General features: G+C 38.7%; 18 protein-coding genes and 1 tRNA gene. 9 read left to right on the top strand and 10 right to left on the bottom strand.

Annotation, left to right across the window (positions count from 1 at the left end; translation table 11 throughout):
• Window position 1 precedes the first annotated feature (1 nt).
• From B091_RS0106975 to recQ, 5 genes are all read right to left on the bottom strand, one after another.
• Window positions 2-613 (bottom strand): BREX protein BrxB domain-containing protein, encoded by a 612-nt coding sequence (locus B091_RS0106975; RefSeq protein ID WP_018109294.1) that lies wholly within the window; start codon window positions 611-613, stop codon window positions 2-4.
• The gene (locus tag B091_RS0106970; RefSeq protein ID WP_018109293.1) at window positions 610-1,239 is read right to left on the bottom strand and encodes a BrxA family protein; all 630 of its coding nucleotides are present in this window, start codon (window positions 1,237-1,239) and stop codon (window positions 610-612) included. The genes B091_RS0106975 and B091_RS0106970 overlap by 4 nt, the downstream gene beginning before the upstream one ends.
• A complete protein-coding gene (locus B091_RS0106965) occupies window positions 1,236-1,454 on the bottom strand; it encodes a helix-turn-helix domain-containing protein (protein WP_018109292.1) in 219 nt (72 codons plus the stop codon). The genes B091_RS0106970 and B091_RS0106965 overlap by 4 nt, the downstream gene beginning before the upstream one ends.
• Window positions 1,455-2,062: 608 nt before the next feature.
• Window positions 2,063-2,135 (bottom strand) — tRNA-Met (locus B091_RS0106960).
• Between the two features lie 99 nt (window positions 2,136-2,234).
• Window positions 2,235-4,034: a DNA helicase RecQ gene (gene recQ, locus B091_RS0106955; protein ID WP_025069532.1), complete on the bottom strand. Its 1,800-nt coding sequence runs from the start codon at window positions 4,032-4,034 to the stop codon at window positions 2,235-2,237.
• Between the two features lie 249 nt (window positions 4,035-4,283).
• On the opposite strand from recQ, the gene B091_RS0106950 reads away from it, so the two are divergent.
• The 9 genes from B091_RS0106950 (at window position 4,284) to groL (ending at window position 14,109) form a co-directional block, all read left to right on the top strand.
• Window positions 4,284-4,730 (top strand): helix-turn-helix domain-containing protein, encoded by a 447-nt coding sequence (locus B091_RS0106950; protein WP_025069533.1) that lies wholly within the window; start codon window positions 4,284-4,286, stop codon window positions 4,728-4,730.
• Window positions 4,731-4,831: 101 nt separating this feature from the next.
• Window positions 4,832-6,880, top strand: a complete 2,049-nt coding sequence (locus tag B091_RS0106945) for a dipeptidyl-peptidase 3 family protein (RefSeq protein WP_018109289.1) — start codon at window positions 4,832-4,834, stop codon at window positions 6,878-6,880.
• Window positions 6,881-6,883: 3 nt separating this feature from the next.
• Window positions 6,884-7,549, top strand: a complete 666-nt coding sequence (locus B091_RS0106940) for a DNA alkylation repair protein (protein WP_018109288.1) — start codon at window positions 6,884-6,886, stop codon at window positions 7,547-7,549.
• 76 nt (window positions 7,550-7,625) lie between these two features.
• Window positions 7,626-8,087 carry a Fur family transcriptional regulator gene (locus B091_RS0106935; protein WP_018109287.1) on the top strand — a complete coding sequence of 154 codons (462 nt, stop codon included), beginning with the start codon at window positions 7,626-7,628 and terminating at the stop codon, window positions 8,085-8,087.
• Window positions 8,088-8,108: 21 nt separating this feature from the next.
• A complete protein-coding gene (locus B091_RS0106930) occupies window positions 8,109-9,377 on the top strand; it encodes an adenylosuccinate synthase (protein ID WP_018109286.1) in 1,269 nt (422 codons plus the stop codon).
• Window positions 9,378-9,666: 289 nt separating this feature from the next.
• The gene (locus B091_RS0106925; protein ID WP_018109285.1) at window positions 9,667-10,347 is read left to right on the top strand and encodes a zinc metallopeptidase; all 681 of its coding nucleotides are present in this window, start codon (window positions 9,667-9,669) and stop codon (window positions 10,345-10,347) included.
• Window positions 10,348-10,614: 267 nt separating this feature from the next.
• Complete coding sequence (hisS, locus tag B091_RS0106920) at window positions 10,615-11,979, top strand: histidine--tRNA ligase (protein WP_018109284.1); 1,365 nt, start codon at window positions 10,615-10,617, stop codon at window positions 11,977-11,979.
• Between the two features lie 184 nt (window positions 11,980-12,163).
• Window positions 12,164-12,436, top strand: coding sequence for a co-chaperone GroES (locus B091_RS0106915; protein ID WP_018109283.1), 273 nt, complete (start codon window positions 12,164-12,166; stop codon window positions 12,434-12,436).
• Window positions 12,437-12,474: 38 nt separating this feature from the next.
• Window positions 12,475-14,109 (top strand): chaperonin GroEL, encoded by a 1,635-nt coding sequence (groL, locus tag B091_RS0106910; RefSeq protein ID WP_018109282.1) that lies wholly within the window; start codon window positions 12,475-12,477, stop codon window positions 14,107-14,109.
• A gap of 118 nt (window positions 14,110-14,227) precedes the next feature.
• Here groL and hemG read toward each other — a convergent pair whose 3' ends face one another.
• From hemG to B091_RS0106885, 5 genes are all read right to left on the bottom strand, one after another.
• Window positions 14,228-15,601: a protoporphyrinogen oxidase gene (hemG, locus tag B091_RS0106905; protein ID WP_018109281.1), complete on the bottom strand. Its 1,374-nt coding sequence runs from the start codon at window positions 15,599-15,601 to the stop codon at window positions 14,228-14,230.
• 2 nt (window positions 15,602-15,603) lie between these two features.
• Window positions 15,604-16,971 carry an oxygen-independent coproporphyrinogen III oxidase gene (gene hemN, locus B091_RS0106900; protein ID WP_026166339.1) on the bottom strand — a complete coding sequence of 456 codons (1,368 nt, stop codon included), beginning with the start codon at window positions 16,969-16,971 and terminating at the stop codon, window positions 15,604-15,606.
• Window positions 16,968-18,209, bottom strand: a complete 1,242-nt coding sequence (locus B091_RS0106895; RefSeq protein ID WP_018109279.1) for an MFS transporter — start codon at window positions 18,207-18,209, stop codon at window positions 16,968-16,970. Before B091_RS0106895 ends, hemN begins: the two co-directional genes overlap by 4 nt.
• 21 nt (window positions 18,210-18,230) lie before the next feature.
• Entirely contained in the window at window positions 18,231-20,366 is a 2,136-nt protein-coding gene (locus B091_RS0106890) for a TonB-dependent receptor (RefSeq protein WP_018109278.1), read from the bottom strand.
• A 188-nt stretch (window positions 20,367-20,554) separates the two neighbouring features.
• On the bottom strand, window positions 20,555-23,305 hold the full coding sequence (locus B091_RS0106885; RefSeq protein WP_238319447.1) for an alpha/beta hydrolase family protein: 2,751 nt from the start codon (window positions 23,303-23,305) through the stop codon (window positions 20,555-20,557).
• Window positions 23,306-23,997: the final 692 nt, after the last annotated feature.

Below are 23,997 nucleotides of genomic sequence, written 5' to 3'. Positions count from 1 at the left end.
GCTATTCGTTTATTAATAAAGTGGCGCGATAGGTATTATTGTCCGGCAAAATACCGAACAGACGGAATGAATTATGATCCCGATGTCCGGGATAAAAGACTATGATTTTGTATTTATTGGTATCGTTGAAATCTTCGTAAAGAGCCAAAAACTCATTTACACGAAGATAAGGGTACATAGATCCAACTCCATTGAGAAATACATAAGGACGTTTGTAATCGTCTCGAATGGATATGTGCTCTGTGATTCGTTGGTGTATATAGTGTAAAAACTCCTGTCCATGTGCGTTGCGCATTAATGTTTCTGATACATTCTGAGCATTCGTCGGGTCGTTTTGTTCTTTTTCTAATAAATAATCCAACATAGAGGGATGACGCAAGAAACGCTTCTGGCTCAAAAAACGACAGAACTCTTCAAACAAGTTCAAAGTTAATACATCCACATAGTTGATAGGGCGTATCAGGTTTGCCTTAAACTCTTGTATCTGGCGACGAATGTCGTATTCTTGGTCGGCGGGGTACTGGTAAATAAAAAAATTGTAGAACAAATCTCCATTTTCGGCATCCTGAAACCCCGGACTGTTTAGTTTATCATCTAACTCTTTTATCGTCATAGCGTTGACTTCTTTATTGTTTCTATCTGATAAGGAAGCAATAGCGCTGCTTCTAAGAACCATTGTTCTTCTAATCGAATGTAGTAATCGAAATTGCTACAAGACAATGATTGTAGTTGGTTGTCGGTATCTAACATCCCAATTTTACGCAAAATGGTAAGGTAGGCACTCGCCACTTTCCTCTTTGTCATCTCTGACCATGAATCAACAAAGGCATCGTTGGCAGAGATTTCATTGAACTCCATCATAAGATCTTCTGTAAAAATTGCTTTGGAGATTGAGTTCCACCTCTTTATCGTAACATTCGTATGAAAATCAAACAATATCTTATATGTTTTGAGCAGGACAAAAAACAAAGCTGCGTACTGATTCTCTTCCGCCATCGCTTGATAATCTACCCAAAAAGAGGGAGAAACAGCATTGTAACGGCGCTTTACTTCTGCTATGCATCTCTTTCGAGATTTTTCAGAATTGATTTGCAGGAGTTCATTGTATAAGGATTCCTGTTTGAGAAGTTTATCTCGCTCCTCAGATTGGAGTAGAGGTAGTAGGATGTTTGTCTCTTCAAACAAGAAACCACCGCCTGTAATTGCAGCAGTATATGGACTTTTCTTATTTATACTCATTTTGATTCTCCCTCTGTCATTCTGCTATTTAGCAGATCTTTTATGTCAACATCCAATAATTGGGCAATCCGAGTTAATGTAGATAAATCGGGTTGTGAAGTGTTTGTGCACCATTTAGATACGGTAGCCGGGTTTTTCCCAAGAGATTCTGCCAGCCATTTGCTGGTTTTCTTTCTTTCTACAAGGACTACTTTGATTCTGTTTATATCTTCCATTGCTCTAAATTATATTGCGTTAAACGCAAATATAATTGATTTATTATAATTAAATGGTATTTTATCGTAGTTTATTTACTCCAACTGGTAATAATCTTCAGATCATCAAACTGTATTCTTCGTAGTCAAACACTATTCCCTCTTTTTAGTGCAAGGTGCAAGTATCTATATATAGATAAGCTTGCACCTTGCACTAACATTAAAAGATTGTAATCCAGCATAGTTGCTTATTGCAAAATATATTGTATCTTTGAACCCGAGTATTGTGGAGACAATGGGAAGCAAACCCAAGACAAGAGTTCCATTTTGCAGTGCGCTCTTATCCGTACCCCACAAGCAAAAAATAAGATATAATACATTGAACTTAAATAGGTTGGAGTATCAGGTTCATCGACCTCTCTCTCCGCTGACTAAAGGTTACCGACCATATAACCTTTTCTAAATATAAGATGCAGGGACTAAGAAAATAATTTTCTTAGTCCCTTTTTTATATCACTCACGTATGAGACAACCTGTAGTGTTATACAGTATGATCCATGATCCCCCCGCACTTATGAGCGAATAGTATAATAAAAAAGGGAAGTATATTACTATACTTCCCTTACTAGTTGCGGAGACCCGACTCGAACGGATGACCTTTGGGTTATGAGCCCAACGAGCTACCAACTGCTCCACTCCGCGATCATTTCTGATTACAAATGTAGGCTATTGTTTTATCAATATCAAATACTTCTTGTAAATACTTCTTGAAGTAATATTATTTAACATTGAGAGCCGTGTTTAAACATTTAAATACTCTTTTATGCAGTTTGTGAATTGTTTGCCATACTTCTCTTGCTTGTATTCACCAATTCCACTAATTGTACCGAACTGCTCAACTGTAACAGGTTTGGACGAGGCAATTAGGTGAAGGATCTTATCAGACATTATGATGTAGGCGGGGACTTCCTCCTTGTGTGCTAACTCCTTGCGAAGAGCTCTTAGGTTTTCGAATAACTCTAGGTCTTCAGCTTTAGTGTCGAATAGAGAAGCCTCTTTTTTCTTTCTTTTGGTTAAAGCCTCTTCTTTGTCGTCCCTAATAATGGTAACAAGTTCAGCAACTCGTTTACCGAACAGCACTTTTCTTCCTGAATCGGTAATTTTAAGTTTATTTCCCTCGTTATAGGCAATCTCAATGTATCCAAACTGCAACATTTGTAATAAGTAGTTATTCCAATCTCGTGGTGGAATTTCTCGACCTATTCCAAAGGTCTTGATCAGGTGGTATCCAGGTTCTACGACATCTTGGTTTTGCGAACCTCTAAGGATATCTACCAGTAGCCGCAGTGTGATCGATTCATTAGTTCTAGCAATAGCACTAAGGGCCATCTGCGTGATTCTAGAGCCATCAAAGCGTTCAGGCGGATTTTTGCAAATATCGCAATTACCACAATCTTGATGTGACTCCTCTCCAAAATAACTCAATAAAATCCTACGTCGACAGATATATGATTCGGCATATTCTTGCATACGGTCGAGTTTGTCGAGGTTGATTTGTTGTTGTTTGCTATCGTTAGCAAATTTGGTGAGCATGATTATATCAGCAACGCTATAAAATAAGACGGTATCACTTGGTACCCCATCTCTACCTGCACGTCCAATTTCTTGATAATAGCTTTCTATGCTTTTGGGCAAATTATAGTGGATTACCCATCTCACATTCGATTTATCTATTCCCATTCCAAAGGCGATTGTAGCACAAACTACCTGAACTCGGTCGTTGATAAAATCGTCTTGTGCTCCTTCTCTTATGTGTTGAGGTAAGCCTGCATGATATACAGCTGTCGAAACTCCCTTTTTTTCTAGAAAACGGGCAATGGTTTCGGTATTCTTTCTGCTTAGACAGTAGATGATTCCAGCTTCGTTTTTATGTGACTCTATAAACTCCAGAATAAACTTGTGCTTGTCTTTCTGTAGGTACCCTTTTTCAACCCTTAGGCTTAAATTTGGTCTATCAAAGCTTGAAATAAAGACTTTTGGATCCTTAAGCTTAAGCTGAGAGATTATGTCCTGTCGGGTGATTTTATCGGCAGTAGCGGTAAGTGCTACTATTGGCACTTTTGGGAAGTAATGACCTAAAACGCCCATTTGTGTGTATTCTGGACGAAAATCATGTCCCCATTGCGAAATACAGTGTGCTTCGTCAACTGCAAAAAGTGCGATATCAATCTCTTTGAGCAGATAATCTATTTCCGATAAAAGTTTTTCGGGAGATACGTATAGAAGTTTAATTGTGCCTTGAATGCACTTTTGTTTGACAAGCTCATTTTCACTATCTGTGTTTCCACTGTTGAGTGCCCCTGCAGAGATTCCGTTGGCAAGGAGTGCGTCAACCTGGTCTTTCATGAGCGAAATAAGAGGAGAAATTACGATTGTAATGCCATCCATCAAAAGAGCTGGAAGCTGATAACAGATTGATTTTCCACCACCTGTTGGCATTAAAACCAATGTATCTTTGTGATTTAGAATGTTTTCTATGATTTCTTTTTGCAAAGGACGAAAACCTTCATAACCAAATTTTGTTTTAAGAGTATGGAGCATGTTTTTTGAATGCATTTGTGCGTATTTATACCGTTTGATATAAAAAATATTTTAATCTTGAAAGGTAAACTTATGAAATAATGTAAGTTTCGTTTGATTTAACTGTTAAATTTTATTATTATTGGGCTTCATTATGTCCAAAGTTAAATATTCATTTGTTATAACTATAATCCAATGGGTTGAAACTATCATAATTTAATGATTATTTGTGTTGGTATAAATGCAAAAAACCTAAACTTAGATATTATTATGACTAACTCAGTAGACAAAAAGAACAAGCGTAAACCTTACAACATCAAAGATCGTAAGGATAAAGATGCTGCGTATCGTACTCTAATCCGGCCAGAATTGGCTGATGAATTATATGACAAGATTTTAACAAAGATTGTCGTTCAGAAAAAGTATCGTGATCCTAATTATTCAGCGAAAGAATTGGCCAATGATTTGGATACCAATACTCGTTACCTATCCGCAGTAGTAAATTCACGCTTTGGAATGAATTACTCTAACTTATTGAATGAGTATAGAGTAAAAGAGGCACTACACTTATTAAAAGATAAGCGTTATGCAGATTTGACAATTGAGCAGATTAGTGCGAAAGTCGGTTTCGCGAATCGACAATCTTTCTATGCTGCTTTTTATAAAAACAAGGGGGAAACTCCAAATGATTATCGAAAGCGACATGAACAGAAGTAAATCACTAAATCAGACCAGCACTAAGAAGAAATAACAGGATGATATTTTTACCATCCAATTATTTCTTCTTATTTTTATGTGCACTTCCAAAATAAATAAACATGAAAAAAGTAACAATTTTAAAAGCGGTAGCTGCAAGTCTCTTAGTGTCTTGTAGTTCTCCTAAGAAACCCGCTGAATCTACACAGAATAATAATTTTTATAACGTGGAACAGTTTGCTGATTTACAAATATTAAGGTACAAAGTACCCGGATTCGAAGATCTTTCTACTGACCAAAAGAAATTGGTCTATTATTTGAGCCAAGCAGCTCTTACAGGTAGAGATATCTTATTCGATCAAAATGGAAAATACAACCTTCGAATTCGTAGAGCTCTTGAAGCTATTTACACCAACCCGAAGGAAGATCAAAATAGTGAAGAGTTCAAAAAACTGTCAACGTACTTAAAGCGTGTTTGGTTTTCGAACGGAATTCACCACCATTACGGGATGGATAAATTCCTACCTGAGTTTAGCCCAGAATACTTCAAAGAAGCTTTGCTACGTGTTGATGCTTCTGAGCTGCCATTAGCAAGTGGAGAGTCTGTTGATGTGCTTTATGCTACGTTGCAGCCCGTAATGTTTGATACTCAGGTATTGCCTAAGCGAGTGAATCAAGCACATGGTGAGGATTTAATTTTAACTTCTGCTTGTAATTACTATCAAGGTGTAACTCAGGCTGAAGCTGAAGCCTTCTACGATAAGTTGAAAGATCCAAACGATGCGGCACCTATCTCTTATGGCCTAAATAGCCGTTTGGTAAAAGAAAATGGTGTAGTGCAAGAGAAAGTTTGGAAAATTGATGGTCTTTATGGAGATGCAATTGCTCTAACTGTTTATTGGCTAGAAAAAGCAGCTACTGTTGCCGAAAATGCTACCCAAAAGGCAGTTATCGAAAAGCTAATAAAGTTCTATACCACAGGAGATCTAAAAGATTTCAATGACTACTCTATCGAGTGGGTACAAGATCTTGATTCTCGTGTTGACTTTGTAAACGGTTTTACCGAGACTTACGGCGATCCTTTAGGGCTTAAAGCTAGCTGGGAGTCGTTGGTAAACTTTAAGGATATTGATGCTACTCGTCGTACCGAGCTTATAAGCCAGAATGCACAGTGGTTTGAGAACAACTCACCAGTTGATCCTCAATTTAAGAAAAAAGAGGTAAAAGGAGTTTCAGCAAAAGTAATTAATGCTGCAATCTTGGGTGGTGATTTATATCCTGCAACAGCAATTGGAATTAACTTGCCTAATGCAAACTGGATTCGTAATAACTATGGCTCTAAATCGGTAACTATCGGTAATATAACGGATGCTTATAATAAAGCCTCTCATGGTAGTGGTTTTGATGAAGAATTTGTTTATTCTCCTGTTGAACTTGACCTAATTAATAGCTATGCCGACTTGACTGACGAATTACATACCGATATTCACGAATGTCTTGGTCACGGTTCGGGAATTATTCTTCCAGGAAAAGAAGATGCCTTGAAGGCTTATGGAGCCACAATCGAGGAGACTCGTGCTGACTTATTTGGTTTATACTACTTGGCAGACGAAAAGTTGGTTGAGCTTGGATTGACACCAAATATGGATGCTTACAAGGCTGCATACTATAATTATATGATGAATGGTCTTATGACTCAACTCGTACGTATCGAATTGGGCAATAATGTTGAAGAGTCGCATATGCGAAACCGTCAACTTATAGCACAGTGGGCTTACCAAAAAGGTAAAGCAGACAATGTTGTAGAGTTAGTAAATAAAGACGGAAAAACCTATGTTGTGGTTAATGATTACCCGAAACTTAGAGCACTCTTTGGTGAGCTTCTATCGGAGATACAGCGTATCCGTTCAACTGGAGATTTAGATGCAGCGCGTGCTATTGTCGAGGCTTATGCTATCAATGTTGATCCTGCACTGCATAAAGAGGTGTTGACACGTTATGCTACACTTAATCTAGCTCCCTATAAAGGTTTTGTTAACCCTGTGTATACTGCAGTTGAAGATGCTGACGGCAATATTGTTGATGTTCAGGTTACTTACGACGAATCGTATGCCGATCAAATGTTGCGTTATTCAACAGATTATTCATTCTTACCCTCGGTTAATAACTAGATAATGACTGTACAAGAACAAATCAAAGATATCAGATCACAACTCCGTTTATACATGAACGGAGTTGTTTCTGCTAGTATGCGTAAGAGCGGACTAGACTATAAATTAAATTTTGGTGTTGAGTTGCCTCGTATTAAAGAAATTGCAGCTACTTGTGAGCCATCAGTTGCCCTGGCCGAAAGCTTATGGGTAGAGCAAACTCGTGAGTTGAGAATTTTGGCAACTTTGCTTTATCCTCGTGAAGAATTCACGGTTGAAACAGCGAATCACTGGCTAAAAGAGGTAGGTAATATCGAGATTGCCAATTTGCTAGTGATGAATCAACTTCAGCATATTGAGGGTGTTTGTCCATTATCTTTTCAATGGATTGCCGATAAAGACGAGCTAATTCAAACCATCGGTTATGCAACTATTTCTCGCTTACTAAATAGGGGAGTAGAGATGGACGAAAGAGCCGCAAGTGAGTTTGTAAATCAGGCTGTTGTAGCTGCTGTATCGGGTGAGTTTAACCTGCGCAATGCTTCAATTATGGCACTCAAAAACTTTATGAAGCAGAGTCCTAATAACAAGTATACCATCTTAGCAGCCGTTGAACCCTATGCTGACTCTAGCGATGAATTAGCTAAAGTTTTATATGATATAATCCACAATGAAGCTTCGTACTTATAAAAGTACACTACGTATTCTTCATCGTTTGAATAAAAAAGAGTTACCTTTGTGATACTAAAATACCACCTATATAGATATGGATAAACAAGAAGTGAAAGATATAGTGAGGCAAATATTTACAGAATATTTAAACGTCAACGGGCATCGTAAAACGCCCGAACGCTATGCTATACTCGATGCCATATACTCTATAGATGGCCACTTTGATATAGATACACTTTATAGCTTGATGCGTAAAGAGCGCAAGTATAGTGTAAGTCGAGCTACTCTTTACAACACAATAGTGTTGCTTATCGATGCTCGATTAGTAATCAAACACCAGTTTGGTAACACCTCTCAATATGAGCGGAGTTACAATAGAGAAACGCACCATCATCAGATTTGCACTGAATGTGGTAAGATTACTGAATTTCAAAGTGAAAAGCTTCAGCATGCTATTGAAGAGTCTAAACAAGACGATTTTCAATTGTCTCATTACTCTCTCTATCTATACGGTATTTGCAAAGACTGCATAAAAAAGCAAAATCAAACATATTAAATAAACATTTAAAGAACTAAGATGAAAGTAGATGTTCTATTAGGGCTACAGTGGGGTGACGAAGGTAAAGGTAAAATTGTCGATGTCCTTACACCTGAGTATGATGTTATAGCTCGTTTTCAGGGTGGACCAAACGCTGGTCACACGTTGATATTCGGTGGTAAAAAATACGTTTTACGCTCTATCCCTTCTGGTATTTTCCAGGGAGATAAAGTTAATATTATTGGTAACGGTGTGGTTTTAGACCCTTCTTTATTTAGAGAAGAAGCTGAATCTCTAGCTGCTTCGGGACATAATCTGAAAGAAAGATTACTGATTTCGAAGAAAGCTCACCTAATCCTTCCTACTCACCGCATTCTTGATGCAGCTTATGAAGCAGCAAAAGGTGACGACAAAGTAGGTACTACAGGAAAAGGTATTGGCCCAACGTATACCGATAAAATCAGTCGTAATGGAGTTCGTGTTGGTGATCTTCTTCACAACTTTGATGAGAAATACAATAAGCTTAAAGCCGCTCACGAAGAAATTCTAAAGAGACTGGATTATGATTACGACTTGACAGAACTTGAAGCTCAATGGATGAGTGCTATTGAATATCTTAAAGAGTTTACACTAATCGATAGTGAAGAAGAGATCAATCGCTACTTGGCTTCTGAAAAGAGCGTGTTATGCGAAGGAGCACAAGGTACGATGCTAGATGTTGATTTTGGCTCTTATCCTTTTGTAACTTCTTCAAATACTATTTCTGCAGGAGCTTGTACTGGTTTAGGAGTTGCTCCTAACCGTATTGGTGAAGTCTTTGGTATTTTCAAAGCTTATTGTACTCGTGTAGGTGAAGGTCCTTTCCCAACTGAACTTTTCGACGAGGTTGGCGAAAGTATGTGTGAGCTTGGTCATGAATTTGGTGCAGTTACAGGTCGTAAACGCCGTTGCGGTTGGATCGACTTGGTTGCTCTTAAATATGCCATTATGGTTAATGGTGTAACTAAACTTATCATGATGAAGAGTGATGTACTCGATACTTTTGAAACTATCAAGGCTTGTGTGGCTTACGATGTTGATGGAGTAGAATATGATTACATGCCCTACGACATTACTGAAGGTGTTACGCCGATCTATGTAGACCTTCCAGGTTGGAAGACTGACATGACAAAGATGACTAGTGAAAATGAATTCCCTGAAGAATTCAATGCTTATGTATCTTTCTTAGAACAAGAGCTAGGGGTTAACATCTCTATTATTTCTGTTGGTCCTGATCGTGATCAAACTATTATTCGCGATGCAGAATAATTGAAATAGATAAAATATATATATATTAGAAGATAGGCTGTCAATTAATTGGCAGCCTTTTTTTATCTCCTTAGTTCTTACTGACATAAGAGTCTTCTTAATTAGTTTAAAACTTCTAATAAACTAAAATATTCAAAAACTAGCGGTTTAATAAGAGTCCACTTATCAGAAATTTCAACAGAATTTGACTATATTGTTGAGATAGAACTAAAAAAGTAATACTTTTGGCAAGCTATTTGCTAGTTCTGTAGATAGAATTATATTAATAAAAAATTAATCGATTAGTCCTATGGCTATATATTGGATTTTATTTGGTGGTATTGCGTTGCTTAGCTTTCTAGTTCAAATGAACTTGAAGCGTAAGTTTGAGAAATTCTCAAAAGTAAGTTTGGGTAACGGTATGACAGGCAAAGATATTGCAGTAAAGATGTTGTCTGATAATGGAATTCGTGACGTTCAAGTAATCTGTACACCAGGTCAACTTAGCGACCACTACAATCCAACAAACCATACTGTAAACTTGAGTGAAGATGTATTTTATGGTCAAAGTGTAATGGCTGCTGCTGTTGCTGCCCACGAGTGTGGACATGCGGTTCAACATGCACAAGCCTATGGACCTTTGAAGCTAAGAAGCAGCTTAGTGCCTGTAGTTTCATTTTCGTCTAAATGGATCACTTGGTTACTGATCATCGGAATCTTAACCATTCAAACTTTCCCGCAATTCCTTTTGGCTGGTATTGTTCTTTTTGCTACAACAACCCTGTTTAGCTTCATTACCTTGCCAGTAGAGATTGATGCTAGTCGTAGAGCGCTTGTATGGCTTAGAGGTGCTGGAATAACCAACAACTTCAATCAGCAAGATGCTAGTACTGCGCTTCGTGCAGCAGCTTATACCTATGTAGTAGCTGCGTTAAGCTCACTTGCAACTCTTATTTATTATGTTATGATTTTCATGGGGCGAAGAAATTAAGCTCGAAATAATCAACCTTATAAAAACATAGGGGGTAAAACTAGCAGAAGTTTTATCCCCTATATTTTTTAGTTACCTGGGCATTAAATGCAAATGACTTATTGGTTTTCATACTCCGAGTAGCTCGCCTCTATTGGGTGACCTACTCATTTTTTATCATGTAGTTATGGCATTTCTGCTTGTGTCTGGGGTAACTCTCTTAAGTCATAATGTGTAATTATCAATAATTTCGACTAAATTTGTAATTCTTAAACTTATAAAATTGATATGGCAGCAAAACCAAGTATACCAAAGGGAACTAGAGATTTCTCGCCTGTAGAGATGGCGAAACGTAATTATATTTTTGATACTATTCGTAATGTATATCATCTTTATGGTTTTCAGCAGATAGAGACTCCAGCAATGGAGAACCTTTCTACCTTGATGGGAAAATATGGAGAAGAAGGCGATAAGTTATTATTTAAAATACAAAACTCAGGCGACTATTTTTCAAAACTAACCGATGAAGAGCTTCTGAGTCGAGATGCTGCAAAATTGGCAGGAAAGTTTTGTGAAAAAGGACTTCGTTATGATTTGACAGTCCCTTTTGCTAGATACGTGGTGATGCATCGCAACGAAATAACTTTCCCTTTTAAGCGTTATCAAATTCAGCCTGTATGGCGTGCCGACCGTCCACAACGTGGTCGTTATCGTGAGTTCTATCAGTGTGATGCTGATGTGGTGGGCAGTGATTCACTATTCAACGAAATCGAATTCATTGAGATTATTGATACCGTATTTACTAAGCTGGGCATTCGTGTATGTACTAAGCTAAACAACCGAAAGATACTTTCTGGTATTGCCGAAGTTATCGGTGAGGCCGACAAGATTGTAGATATTACGGTTGCAATTGATAAGCTCGATAAAATTGGCCTTGAAAATGTCAATAAAGAACTTACCGAAAAAGGTGTAACTCAAGAGGCTATCGATAAGCTTCAACCTATTATCCAACTCTCTGGTACCAATTTAGAAAAGCTGGAAACGCTTAAACAAGTGTTGGTCGAGAGCGAAGTAGGTGTGAAAGGAATCCAAGAGTGCGAATTTATTCTAAACGCATTGGCTGATTTAGACCTAGTTAATGAAGTCGAACTTGACCTTACTTTAGCTAGAGGTCTAGACTATTATACGGGTGCTATTATTGAGGTAAAAGCCTTGGATGTTGAGATGGGTAGTATTACAGGTGGTGGTCGTTACGACAACCTTACGGGGGTATTTGGTCTGAAAGATGTTTCGGGTGTTGGTATTTCTTTTGGGGCAGATCGTATCTACGATGTGCTTAACCAGTTGGAGCTTTACCCTCAAGAAACCCTATTACGCACACAGCTTATATTTGTCAACTTTGGCGACAAAGAGGCTGCATATTGCATCAAATTATTGACCTCTATCCGAAAGGCGGGTATCCGTTCCGAAATTTATCCCGATGAGGCTAAAATGAAAAAACAGATGGCTTATGCCAACAATAACGATATTCCATTTGTTGCTATGGTGGGAGAAAACGAAATGAGTGAAGGTAAAATTACACTTAAAAATATGCTTACAGGAGATCAAAACACTGTAACCCTAGACGAGCTTATTGACTTAGTAAAGAAATAAGAATCTATCTAGATACTCATATAATGAAGAAGAGCAAGGTGTATTTGACATTTTGCTCTTTTTTATAGAGTCAATTTGTCAGTATTTGCTGCCAAAGAATCAGAGATTTTATCTTGGCATAGTTTTCGTATATTAAGATAGTATAAAGTATAAAATGTTAAACAATTAAATAACACGTTAGATTATGAATATTAAACCTTTAGCAGATCGAGTTTTAATACTTCCTGCACCTGCAGAAGAGAAAACAGTTGGTGGAATTATTATTCCTGATACAGCAAAAGAGAAACCTTTGAAAGGTGAAGTTGTGGCAGTTGGTCAGGGGACTAAAGATGAAGAAATGATTCTTAAAGTTGGCGACACCGTATTGTATGGTAAATATGGCGGTACTGCTCTAGAATTTGAAGGCAAAGAATACTTAGTTATGCGTCAGAGTGACGTAGTAGCTGTTCTTGGTTAATTAATTTATCTCATTCATAATTAAAAATATAAGAAACAATGGCAAAAGAAATATTATTCAATATTGATGCTCGTAATCAGCTCAAAGATGGTGTTGATGCATTAGCAAATGCAGTTAAAGTAACTTTAGGACCAAAAGGTCGTAATGTAATCATCGAAAAGAAATTTGGTGCACCTCATATCACTAAAGACGGTGTAACTGTTGCAAAAGAGATTGAACTTGAAGATCCATACCAAAATACAGGTGCTCAACTTGTAAAAGAGGTAGCTTCAAAAACTGGTGATGACGCTGGTGACGGTACCACTACAGCTACTGTTTTAGCACAAGCTATCGTAGCAGAAGGTGTTAAAAACGTTACTGCGGGTGCTAACCCTATGGAACTAAAATCTGGTATCGATAAAGCTGTAGCTAGAGTTGTAGAGTATATCAAATCTCAAGCAATTCAAGTCGATGACAACTACGATAGTGTAGAGCAAGTTGCTACAGTTTCGGCGAACAACGACGCACAAATTGGTAAACTTATTGCTGATGCTGTTCGTAAGGTTTCTAAAGATGGTGTAATCACAATCGAAGAAGCTAAGGGTACTGAAACTTCAATTGGCATTGTAGAAGGTATGCAGTTTGACCGTGGATATCTATCTCCTTACTTTGTGACAAACACAGAGAAAATGGAGGTTGAAATGGAAAATCCATACATCCTTGTCTACGACAAGAAAATTTCAAACCTAAAAGAGTTCTTACCTATCCTTGAACCAGCAGTTCAATCGGGTCGCCCTCTATTAGTAATTGCTGAAGATGTAGATAGCGAAGCACTAACAACCCTTGTTGTAAACCGTCTTCGTTCACAGCTTAAAATCTGTGCTGTTAAAGCGCCTGGTTTTGGCGATCGCCGCAAAGAGATGCTTGAAGACATTGCTATCCTAACAGGTGGTATTGTTATCAGCGAAGAAAAAGGTCTAAAACTTGAGCAAGCTACTCTTGAAATGCTTGGTTCTGCTGATAAAGTAACCATTTCAAAAGACAATACAACAATTGTAAACGGTAAGGGAGATAGTAAACTTATCACAGAACGTTGCGAGCAAATTAAATCTCAAATTGAAGCTTCAACTTCAGACTACGATAAAGAAAAACTTCAAGAACGTCTTGCTAAACTTTCTGGTGGTGTAGCTGTACTTTATGTAGGTGCTGCTTCAGAGGTTGAGATGAAAGAGAAGAAAGACCGTGTTGATGATGCACTTTGTGCTACTAGAGCAGCTATCGAAGAGGGAATTATCCCAGGAGGTGGTGTTGCTTACATCCGTGCTATCGAAGCTCTTGACTCACTTAAAGGTGATACAGCCGACGAAGATACAGGTATTGCTATCATCAAACGTGCTATCGAAGAGCCACTTCGCCAAATCGTTGCAAATGCTGGTAAAGAAGGTGCGGTAGTAGTTCAAAAAGTACGTGAAGGCAAAGGTAACTTTGGTTATAATGCACGTTACGATATTTACGAAGATCTTGTTAAAGCTGGTGTAGTTGATCCTGCTAAAGTTACTCGTGTGGCACTCGAAAATGCAGCTTCAATTGCTGGTATGTTCTTGACTACTGAGTGTGTTATTGTAGATAAAAAAGTAGATGAGCCAATGCCAATGGGTGGTAACCCAATGGGCGGTATGGGTGGTATGATGTAATCAAACATCAATTAAACCTATAAAGCGCTTAGCTTATATATGTAAAATAATCCTCCGATAGAAAAGTTAAACTTCTACCGGAGGATTATTATTTTAATAACTTGTGATCTAAGGATTATTATTTGCAAACTTTCGTTGCAAGTTCTACTCCTTGACGGATTCTATCGGACATACCGATACCCCCTATAATATTACCAGCCAGCGTAAGAGTTGGGTATTTATTCTCAATAAGTCGAATGGCTTCAAATCGATCACCCGAACTAAGCTCGTATTGAGGAATTGCTTTTTTGTGGCGGAATATCTTAATCATATCGGGCTTTATGTCGGTAGGGAATTTTAGCATTGAGTGGAAATTACGAATAACAAGCGCTTCTAATTCCTCATCACTTAGGGTGGTAAGTTCGTGATGTTTTACTCCACCAATAAAGAATGAGAAAAGTGCTCCTCCTTTGGGTGCTCTTCCTTCGAAACATGCCGATGGATAAAGAATACCCAGCACTTCTCGATTTTCCTTTGAAGGAACTAGTCCTCCGAAAGCATTAAACGATAAGCCCTTGGTGTCTTTAATACCCACACTGATTTGCACTACTGGTGCATACTCAAGGCAGGTGATTTTATCCATCAAATGTGAGTCAATAAACGGTAATAACTCTTGCAATGCATAAGCCCCCGTTGTGGTGATGACTTGTTTGGCTTGAAGCTTAAGCTCTTCTCCTTTGGTTGTGAAGCTGATGTCCCAAACATCACTCCCAGGGGTGATGCGAAGTTTATCTGCTCCAGTAAAGATGTTTTCTAGTCCAATCCTTTTGGCCATAGCTTTGGGGAGTTGCTCTAGTCCGTTAGTAGCAGAGAATACTTTTTTAGTAGCTAATTTATCGCGGTCGCTTTTAGGTATTTTAGCCTTAGCCATAGCTCCCTTAATAAATCCTCCATACTCTTGCTCTAAGTTGTATAGTTTAGGTAGGGCATAACGGGTAATTAACTTCTCGGGATTACCTGCATAGACACCCGAAAGAAAAGGATCGACAGCATAATCTAGAAAAGAGTTTCCCATGCGTCTACGCGTAAGCTGAGCCACGGATTCGTTAGGATTATTACCTTTTTTGCGAAAAGGTTCTCCTAGGAGTCTGAACTTGTCAAATAACGAGAAAAGGGGAGTAGTTACACCACCCAAAAGTGAGGATGGTATTTCGTGAAAGCGATTACCTTTCCAAATAAGTCGACGTTTAGATTCTTCTCGAGCAGTTTCTAAACTGCATAGAGGGGCTAAATCTTGGAACAGTTCAGCCACTTCAGGATAAGAAATAACCCCTGTATTAGGTCCTTTCTCGAAGATGAAACCATCTTCCTCAAAGGTTTGAATCTGTCCACCTACACGATTTTGTTTTTCTACGATTGCTACAGTTTTCCCCTGCTTGGTAATATAGAATCCTGCTGTAAGCCCAGTAAGCCCAGCTCCAACTATTAGAATATCGTATGTTTTCTGAGTCATAATTATACGGGTTTTGAGAAGCTTTTAGTACTGTTCTCCATTAGTGGATCTAGCGAAGCAGCAATATTACGAACAAAAAGCTTTCCTATTTCAGTCATTCTGATGTCGTTCGCAGAGTATTCGATGAGTCCGTCATCGGCGAACTCTTGTAATTCACTCTGGTTGTAGCGAATTGCATTTAGTACTTCTGCTTTATCCTTTTGGATGTAATCGGCTATCTTTTGCCAATTCACACTGTAGTTACACATGAGTGTTTCAATGACAGTGCGTATGATTTGTTGCTGGCCGGATAGTTTATATCCTTTTACGATGGGTAATTCTCCCTGCTCTACAGCTTGGATATACGACTTAATGTCTTTGATGTTTTGTGCATAAGCTGAGTTGAGTTGACTAATACCTGTTACCCCAAAAGCGTAAATCTGCCCGGTAGTTCGGCGGGTGCAATACCCTTGGAAGTTACGATGTAGCTCGTTGGTTTGAAGTGCTTGGTTAAGCTCATCATCTTCGCGGACAAAATGATCCATCCCTACGGCATAATAGCCAGCTTGCTTTAGAACCTCGCTAGCCTTTTCGAACATTAACTTCTTGTCTTCACTCGATGGTAGTCCTACTTTCTCTAGGATAAGTTGTCGTTTGCTTACCCAAGGCACATGTGCGTAAGAGAAAGTTACCAAACGGTCGGGCTTTAGTGCAGCTGCACGTGTTATGGTTTGAGCAAAACTATCCACTGTTTGGTGGGGAAGTCCGTAAATAAAGTCTAGATTGATTCGTGCTCCTGCCGATTTTAGTATGTCAAATATTTCTTCTACAGGCAGAAGTGAAGGTTTACGATTAGATGTTTTGAGCACCTGCTCGTTGAAATCTTGCACCCCAAGGCTAAATCTGTTGAAGTGTGCCTTTGTTAAGTCTTCCCAATAGGCACGATCTAAATACCCGGGATGGCATTCAATTGCTATCTCTGGATTCTCAATTGTTTCAAAGCCTTCGAGCAAATACTCGTTAAGCATCTTAAGTGTAGCGACGGGTAGTACGGTTGGCGTACCACCTCCATAATGAACTTGTGCTATCTTACGCTCGCTGCTTAGTAAGCTTTTGACCTGCTTAATTTCTTTTAGTAACGCATCGACATAGCGATCGATGTTCTCTTGGTTCATCATCGGAAACGAGTTGCACCCACAGTAATGACAAAGATGCCTACAGAAAGGAATATGGATGTAGAACGAAATGTGTGAGGGATTCGCCTCGTTCGATATCTCTACAGCTTGTAGATAGTCTTGAGATGAGAAGCTATCTTCGAAGTAATTAGCTGGTGGATAGCTTGTATATCGGGGTACGGGAGTATTGTATTTTGTAATGAGATCTTTAGTCATGCTTTTTTCTTTTTAAATGCAATCAGAATATAGATGAGAGTAAAGGTTGCAAAGCCTACCTCAACGCTAGCTAGTGTTCGGTAGCCATAGTGTTGGGCTACGTAGCCACTCAAAATAGCGATAAACATGGAGCTTAAATGTGTTATTACAGTCTGTATGGTAAAATCTGTTCCTTCCTTGCCTGGTCGAACATGGTCCATTGCTGTTGTATAAACAATGATGGTTGCCATTCCGTAGCTACACCATAGCATAATAATGCCCAGATAGAGTAGTAATGCAGAGTAGGGGATACTCATGATGATTAAAAAGTAGATGGTGGTCAGCAAAATCAAGCCTCCAAAGAGAAGACGAGATCGATATCGGCCGAGTTTTCTTACAATTATTCCACCAAAGAATGAGGCGATGAAGCCTAGAGCTGTTCCGATGATTCCAAAGATGAAACCTATCTGGTTTGTACTGAATCCTATATCAACTAAATAGGGTTTTAGCATGGCTAGTGTACCAATCAACCCCGAATAGTAGAGAAATAAGAACCCAATCTGTCGCCAAATATTCTGATCTTTCTGCTTGAAAAACAACCAGAGGTCTTTGAGCTTAGCTGTATCCTTCTTCTCTTTCTTCTTAAAGTGTAGGCTATTATTAAATAGCAGTGGTATTATGGCAAGTAAGACAAATAAGCCAACATAAGGAACTAAACTCGTCCACCCAATTTTTTGGAATAAGAGTAGGAGTAGCCCCGAACCAATCATCACACCACCAAAGCTTCCCATAGATTGTATACTATTGACCATGCTCTTATCTTTCTTGCTAAACGAAAGTACTGCTAAGGCATCCGTAGCAATATCTTGCGTAGCCGAAGCCGCAAACGAGATAAAGATTAGTAGTATGATAGTCGAGAAATCGACAGAGAAATCAAGAAAAGCCACCACAAAGATTGAAGCAGCATAGATAATCTCCGATCCCAGAATCCAACGTTTGTAATCGTCGGTTGTCTGGCATTTTTTGTCTACATAGGGCGACCAAAGGAATTTTAGTATCCAAGGTAGCTTGATGAGTTGCATTGCACCAATAGTCGAAAGCTCAAAGTTTTCTTGACGCATCATCACGGGGATAATGGTCGAGAAGAAACTTTTGGGGATTGACTGAGCTATATAAAGAAAGAAGAACGTCAGGAGGTTAAAGTTTTTAGCTCCTGGCGTTATCTCGTTGAAGAAATCGTCTGATTTAGAATTCGTCATAAAAACATGTACGTGACCTTGTTAAATTTTTATACGTAGGGTTCCACCAATCATAAAAGGCTTCCCTTTCTGAGCATATAAGCTGCTTGTTTGTACGCTATATGCAATATAGTCTTTATTCATCAGATTTTTAGTCCATAAAGAGATAGTTATGTTATTTCTTCTAACAGAAGCTGTAGCGTTCCATAAGCCGTAATAGCTTTGTGATTGCTTGTTGTTGTCGGCCCAATAAATCTTGCCTGTTCCAAGGTAAGTTACTCCTAGTTTTATCTCGTCAACCCCATTAAAAGGTTTGATAAAACGGTAGTCTGCATGAGCAGAAATTGTATGGTCGGGCACTAGTGGTAATCTGTTGCCACTATAACTTATTTTGTCGTTGTAGATATAGTCTTTATAATATGCTTTTGTATAACCGTAGTTGGCTTGAAGACTTAATGCTTCAATCGGATTGGCAGCGATACTAATCTCTACTCCCTTACTTGCCGAACGGCCGATATTAGTTAATCCTCTACCTGTTCCTGAAGCTAGTGGTTGATAGACCTGTTGGTGTCTCCAGTCAATGTAGAATAGAGATAGGTCTGCTGTTAAACGCTGGTCAAAGAAGCCAAGTTTTGTTCCAACTTCGTAGTTCCAACTGTATTCTGGATTGAAAGTGGTTTGGTCTTTCTTATCAAAAGAGGTGTTGAATCCGCCTGCCTTGTATCCACGTGTAATAGAGCCATAAAAGTTTTGCTCATTGGCAGTTGCATATTGCAAAGCAAGCTTAGGTGTTACTTGATTAAAGCTTAGTTTGTCGCTGAAACTATTATTCCCTGCTTCTACGTCATTCTTGAATAGGTGTTGAGTAAAGTCGTTCTTGGCATGCTCATAATCAAAACGCACCCCTGCTGTTAGAGATAAACCGTCCCAAATAATGTTGTTCAGCGTTGATTGATGGAACGCTGCAAAACCATAAGTGGGGAGATCAAAATCTTTATTATCCAAACTACTATCGGGAATCTTATTTACGTTTAGCTTTCTATCCGTATTTTGATAGAACGTAAAGATACCAAACAGCCATTGGTAATTATGTGGTGTAGTCGATTTGATATTTAGCTCCTCTGACAGCATGAGGTGACGATCTTTACGAGTCACAAAGAATAAATCATTGGGCGAAAAGTCTTGGTCAATCGCTTGAGAATCCCAAAGGTATTGAAGAGAGGTTTGGCTATTTATGCTATAACCTTTGCCTGTGTATTCAATATTAGCACCTGTTGTTGAGATGTTTCGTTTATAAGTGCTTTCTCTATTGTAGTTGACAGGATCGACTCTGTCTTCGTCGATATTATAAACACCAAAGGGATATCCGCCTTGGTTTAGGTAATCGTAGGAGGTGATAATTCGCATGGCCCATCTGGGATTGATTTCCCAGTCGAATCGTACTCGACCTAATGCTGCATCTGAGCCGTCAGCTTTTTTGTGTAGGGTTACATTTTCAAAGTTTCCGTCGAAATGGTTGTAATTTCCCGATACTGATAAGCCCATTCCCTTCTTGATTTTAAAATAGTGGGTTGCAGAGATATCGTATAAATTGTTCTTAGCACCTGTAAACTCGATGTCTGTTCCTTGATAATTGAGTGGTGATTTAGTATAGACATTAACAATACCGCCCATGGTATTTCTTCCGTAAAGTGTGCCTTGAGGACCACGTAATACATCAACGCGTTGGATTCCACTAAAATTGAAATCAAAGGCTGCACTTTCAAAATAAGGTACGCCATCAATATAGAGTCCAACCGATGGCGAGTTTATTTTCGATCCCACTCCACGGATGTAGAGAGGGGATGATACTTTTGCTCCGTAATCGGGCATATAGAGGTTAGGCACTAAGCCCGTAATTTCTTTAATGGAGTGTACCGCTTCTTCCTGAATGAGTTTATTGCTGATGCTAGATGACGATACGGGTGCCAAACGATAATCAGCAGTTTCTTTGAATCCTTGTACCACCACCTCCTGCAAGAAGAAAGGATTATTACGTCTGAGTGAATCGAGTTGATTATCTGTTAAACTGTTCTTCGGGCTTTCTGTTGCTTTGGTTGGAATAGAAGCTTGGGCCGTAAAACTCAGCCCAGAGATTAGTCCTGTTAGAAATAATGTTAAGGTAAGGCGTTTTGTCATTTTATTTTTAGTTCAAATTCATTGAATAGTTGCAAAGAAACAAATTGTGGGGCTTACTTGCAATCCTAATAAATGATGATTTTTAGGTTTTATAGAATATTATTCGTGCATATTTAGCAAATCGAGGTGGATTTAATCATAAATCCACCTCGATATTACAGTTTACATCAAAAGTATAGTCTGCTATTTTACTCCATTAAGTCGGTTGCCCAAGTTTTACCTTTCCTAACTGCAGGCAAACCTTTGATCATCCATTCAGGTGCAGGTTCACCTTTAAGGTAATGGTCAAAAAATTGTTGTAGACGAATAGTTAAGTCTTTTCGGTTTACTCGCTTAATTAGGTTGTGTGCTTCTTTATTGTATTGAAGCATCCAAACTGGTTTTTGCAATCTACGCATAGCCATGTAAAGTTCGATTCCCTGATACCATGGCACAGCTCCATCGTCGTCGTTGTGCATAATCAGTAGAGGTGTCTCGATTTTGTCGGCACGGAATAGCGGAGAGTTTAGTATATAAAGCTCTGGACAATCCCAAAGTGTACCACCAATTCGGCTTTGTCCTCTTTCGTATTGCACTTGGCGGCTGGTACCCGTTCCCCAACGGATTCCTCCGTAGGCGCTAGTCATGTTCGATACAGGAGCTCCTGAGCCTGCAGCCTTAAACATGTTGGTGCGTGTAACTAGATAGGCTACTTGGTATCCACCCCAGCTTTGGCCTTGGATAGCCATATTGTCTTTGTCAACCCATTTGTTTTTGGCTAAAGCCTCCGTTCCCGAAATAATACAGTTGTATGCTCCCTCTCCAGGCATTCCTGTGTAGTAATGAATGTCTGGTGTAAAGACAACATAACCTCTACTTACATAGAACGAAATATTAATAATTGACCAACTTGGTTGAGGCATATAATGTGAATTCAGATCGTCTGAATGTGTCTCGTAGAAGTAAACCATCACAGGGTACTTCTTATTAGGGTCGAAATCTTCTGGCTTATATACAATACCCTCTAGTGGTTCGCCATCGAAGGCATGCCATTTGAATAGCTCGGCAGTACCCCAGTTATATTCCTCTTTTTGTGGGTTAATGTGACTCAATTGTTTGCTTTTAGTCCAATTATTTTTGGCAAAATAGACATCGGGTGAGTCGGTGAAATTAGACTTCACGTAGAGGTAATCGTCTTTATCCTTAGCTTTTACTACCAAATTATACTGAGTGGGTAGCATCGGACAAAAAAGTTTAGGAGCGGCAGGTCTATCTATACGCAGTGTTCCAATGCCTGCATTTTTGTTTGTTTTATCAAACGCAGAAATGAGGATTTCGTCCTTGCTTTCAAGGAATCTCTTTTCAGAATCTGTCTTGAGATAACGGTAGCGTGTATTGTTTTTGCGACCTTCCCCATTAGTCAGTATTGTAGGTGCTTTATTCCCCTTTAAATCAAACTTCCAAATGTCGAATGCATCGTAAATGTAAACGGCTTGATCGTCTTCTTGCCATGTAGCAATGCCGTAAGGGTAGGGTTCTCCCGGAGTGTCTGTAGATTCGTCCCAAAAAACAACATCAAGACCTACTGTCAAATTCTTTTGCTCTTTAGTTTCAATATTAAATGAATGCCAATTCAAATCGTCTAAACTATACAATAGCATAAATTGGCCGCAAGCTGAGGTTTGAATATATCCATTCCACTCTTCAAGTAAAAGTTCGCGCTTACCTGTGGTGAAATCGACTTTATAGATATCTTTTCGGGGTGAGCCCATCCACTGACTCTCTATAATATGCTTAGCTGTGTTTGTAGCAATGGCATAATTCATATCTCCACGGTTTACTGCATCGATACTTTCGTAGCGTTCCGTAGTTAATGAAATGAGCTTATTAGGTGCATTTAAATTGACTACTGCGTCGTAAGTGTATTTTAAATCTCTACCTAGGTTAACCAATTGTCCTGGTTGCGTTACAGGGTCTTGGTAGTGCCAAAGGTCGAGTACTGCTGTCTCCTCCTTAATCGTTACGGTATCAGCAGGTAGTGTAAGTGGTGCTATAGAGGTAAATATCTTATCTCCATTATAACTAAAGTCTACATTGCTGTTTTCGTTAAAGAACCAATTAGAGGGTAAACTTCCCGAATAATCGGTTCCGATTAGTGTCTGACACGAGTCTTGTCCGAGTTTAAAATATCTTAGTTCAAATCTTCTGTCTGTTGGTATAACCGAGTCTTTCGAAGCAAGCAAAGCAAGTTGTGTTCCCTCTTCGTCGAACTTCATAGACTGATATTTATAATATCCCGATGAGATAATCTGCCTTTTCTTGTTAGCTAGGTCGAAAAATACAACCTGTTTCTCTTTTTGGAGTGTATCTTTTTTGTTAGGTACAACTGAAGCAACCAATCGATTACCATCTTTACTAAACGAGTAACTGTTTACGTAGTTAATAGTGTCTGTCCAAGTAGAGCCAAATTCACGAATCACTAAAGGTTCCTTAAACCAGATACTGTCTTTTTTAGACTTTGTTTTTGTTGTATCAACAGGTTGATAGGCATAAAAGCGATTCCCTTTAGTTCCTACAGCATACGATTTAACACCTCCAATGGTATCTACACGTTGAAAAGGTAGAGCTGCTACCAATAAAGTGTCTTTAGGAGCATCCTCCGATTTTTTCTTACTCTCTTTGTGTGCTTTAGTTTCTGAAAACTTAGGCTGCATTAGCCCTATGAAAAACTTTTCGTTAGGCGTAATGTCGTATTTACCAATTCGAGGTAGTGAGTTTGTTTTGTTCTTAGCAAGTTCGTTAATATAAAATGTTCCATCTCCCTCTTGAGGGGCAACAAGGTAAGTTCCATACTTCCCGTTATCGGTAATGCGAACTCTTTTTACGCTTTCCCAACTGTCGTACACACTGTGGTCGAGTGGTTTCTTCTGAGCGAAACTAACGCTTGATATAAGTAGCAAGCAGCTAGTTATTTTAATAAAGTGATTCAAAATAAATTTGGATTAATTGGTGATAATTTAATAAAGTACTTAACTCTACGAAGATATTAATTCTTTATTAGGAAGTTAAACTTTGGAAACGCTAATTCCCACCAAAAAGCTTTGATTAGGATATCATGTTTTATTATTTCCCTACTCGCTTTAGTGTTCCGACCTACTCGGAGCCCCCAAGGGAGTAGCTCATTTTATATTTCCACCGTAGTGGTTTGACTGCAACAGTGCAGTCAAAAAACAAACTCTATATAATAAGGAGTAGTAAAAGAGGGGCTAGTAACCCCATTAAAACTATGTAAAATTATTTCACTAGTTAACCCACGGGCTAATAGAGTTTTACGAAATAATGAACCAAAAGCCTTGTAAATATGTTCTATATTACTTGCATTTGGCAATCCTATGCTATACTTTTGCACTCGCTTTGTAAGAGACAAGGCCTCGAGGTTAAGGCCACGAGAAAATGACATACTGGCAGAAAAGAAGTTAGAGATTTTGTTTTTAAAGTTTTTGTAGATTAAGGATTTATCCTTACTTTTGAAAGCTAACCAAAAAGCAAAACGTTAGAGAAAAACTTTTTCAATTATTCTTCCAAATGATTTGGATAATAAAAAGAAAAGGTTTACTTTTGCANTCGCTTCTGAAAAGTCAGGAGGTTTAAA

This window comes from Bacteroides propionicifaciens DSM 19291 = JCM 14649 (assembly GCF_000375405.1).
Classification (GTDB): domain Bacteria; phylum Bacteroidota; class Bacteroidia; order Bacteroidales; family Bacteroidaceae; genus Bacteroides_E; species Bacteroides_E propionicifaciens.
Note: the sequence above shows the minus strand (reverse complement) of the source record. Positions and strands in the feature narration are given on the sequence as shown.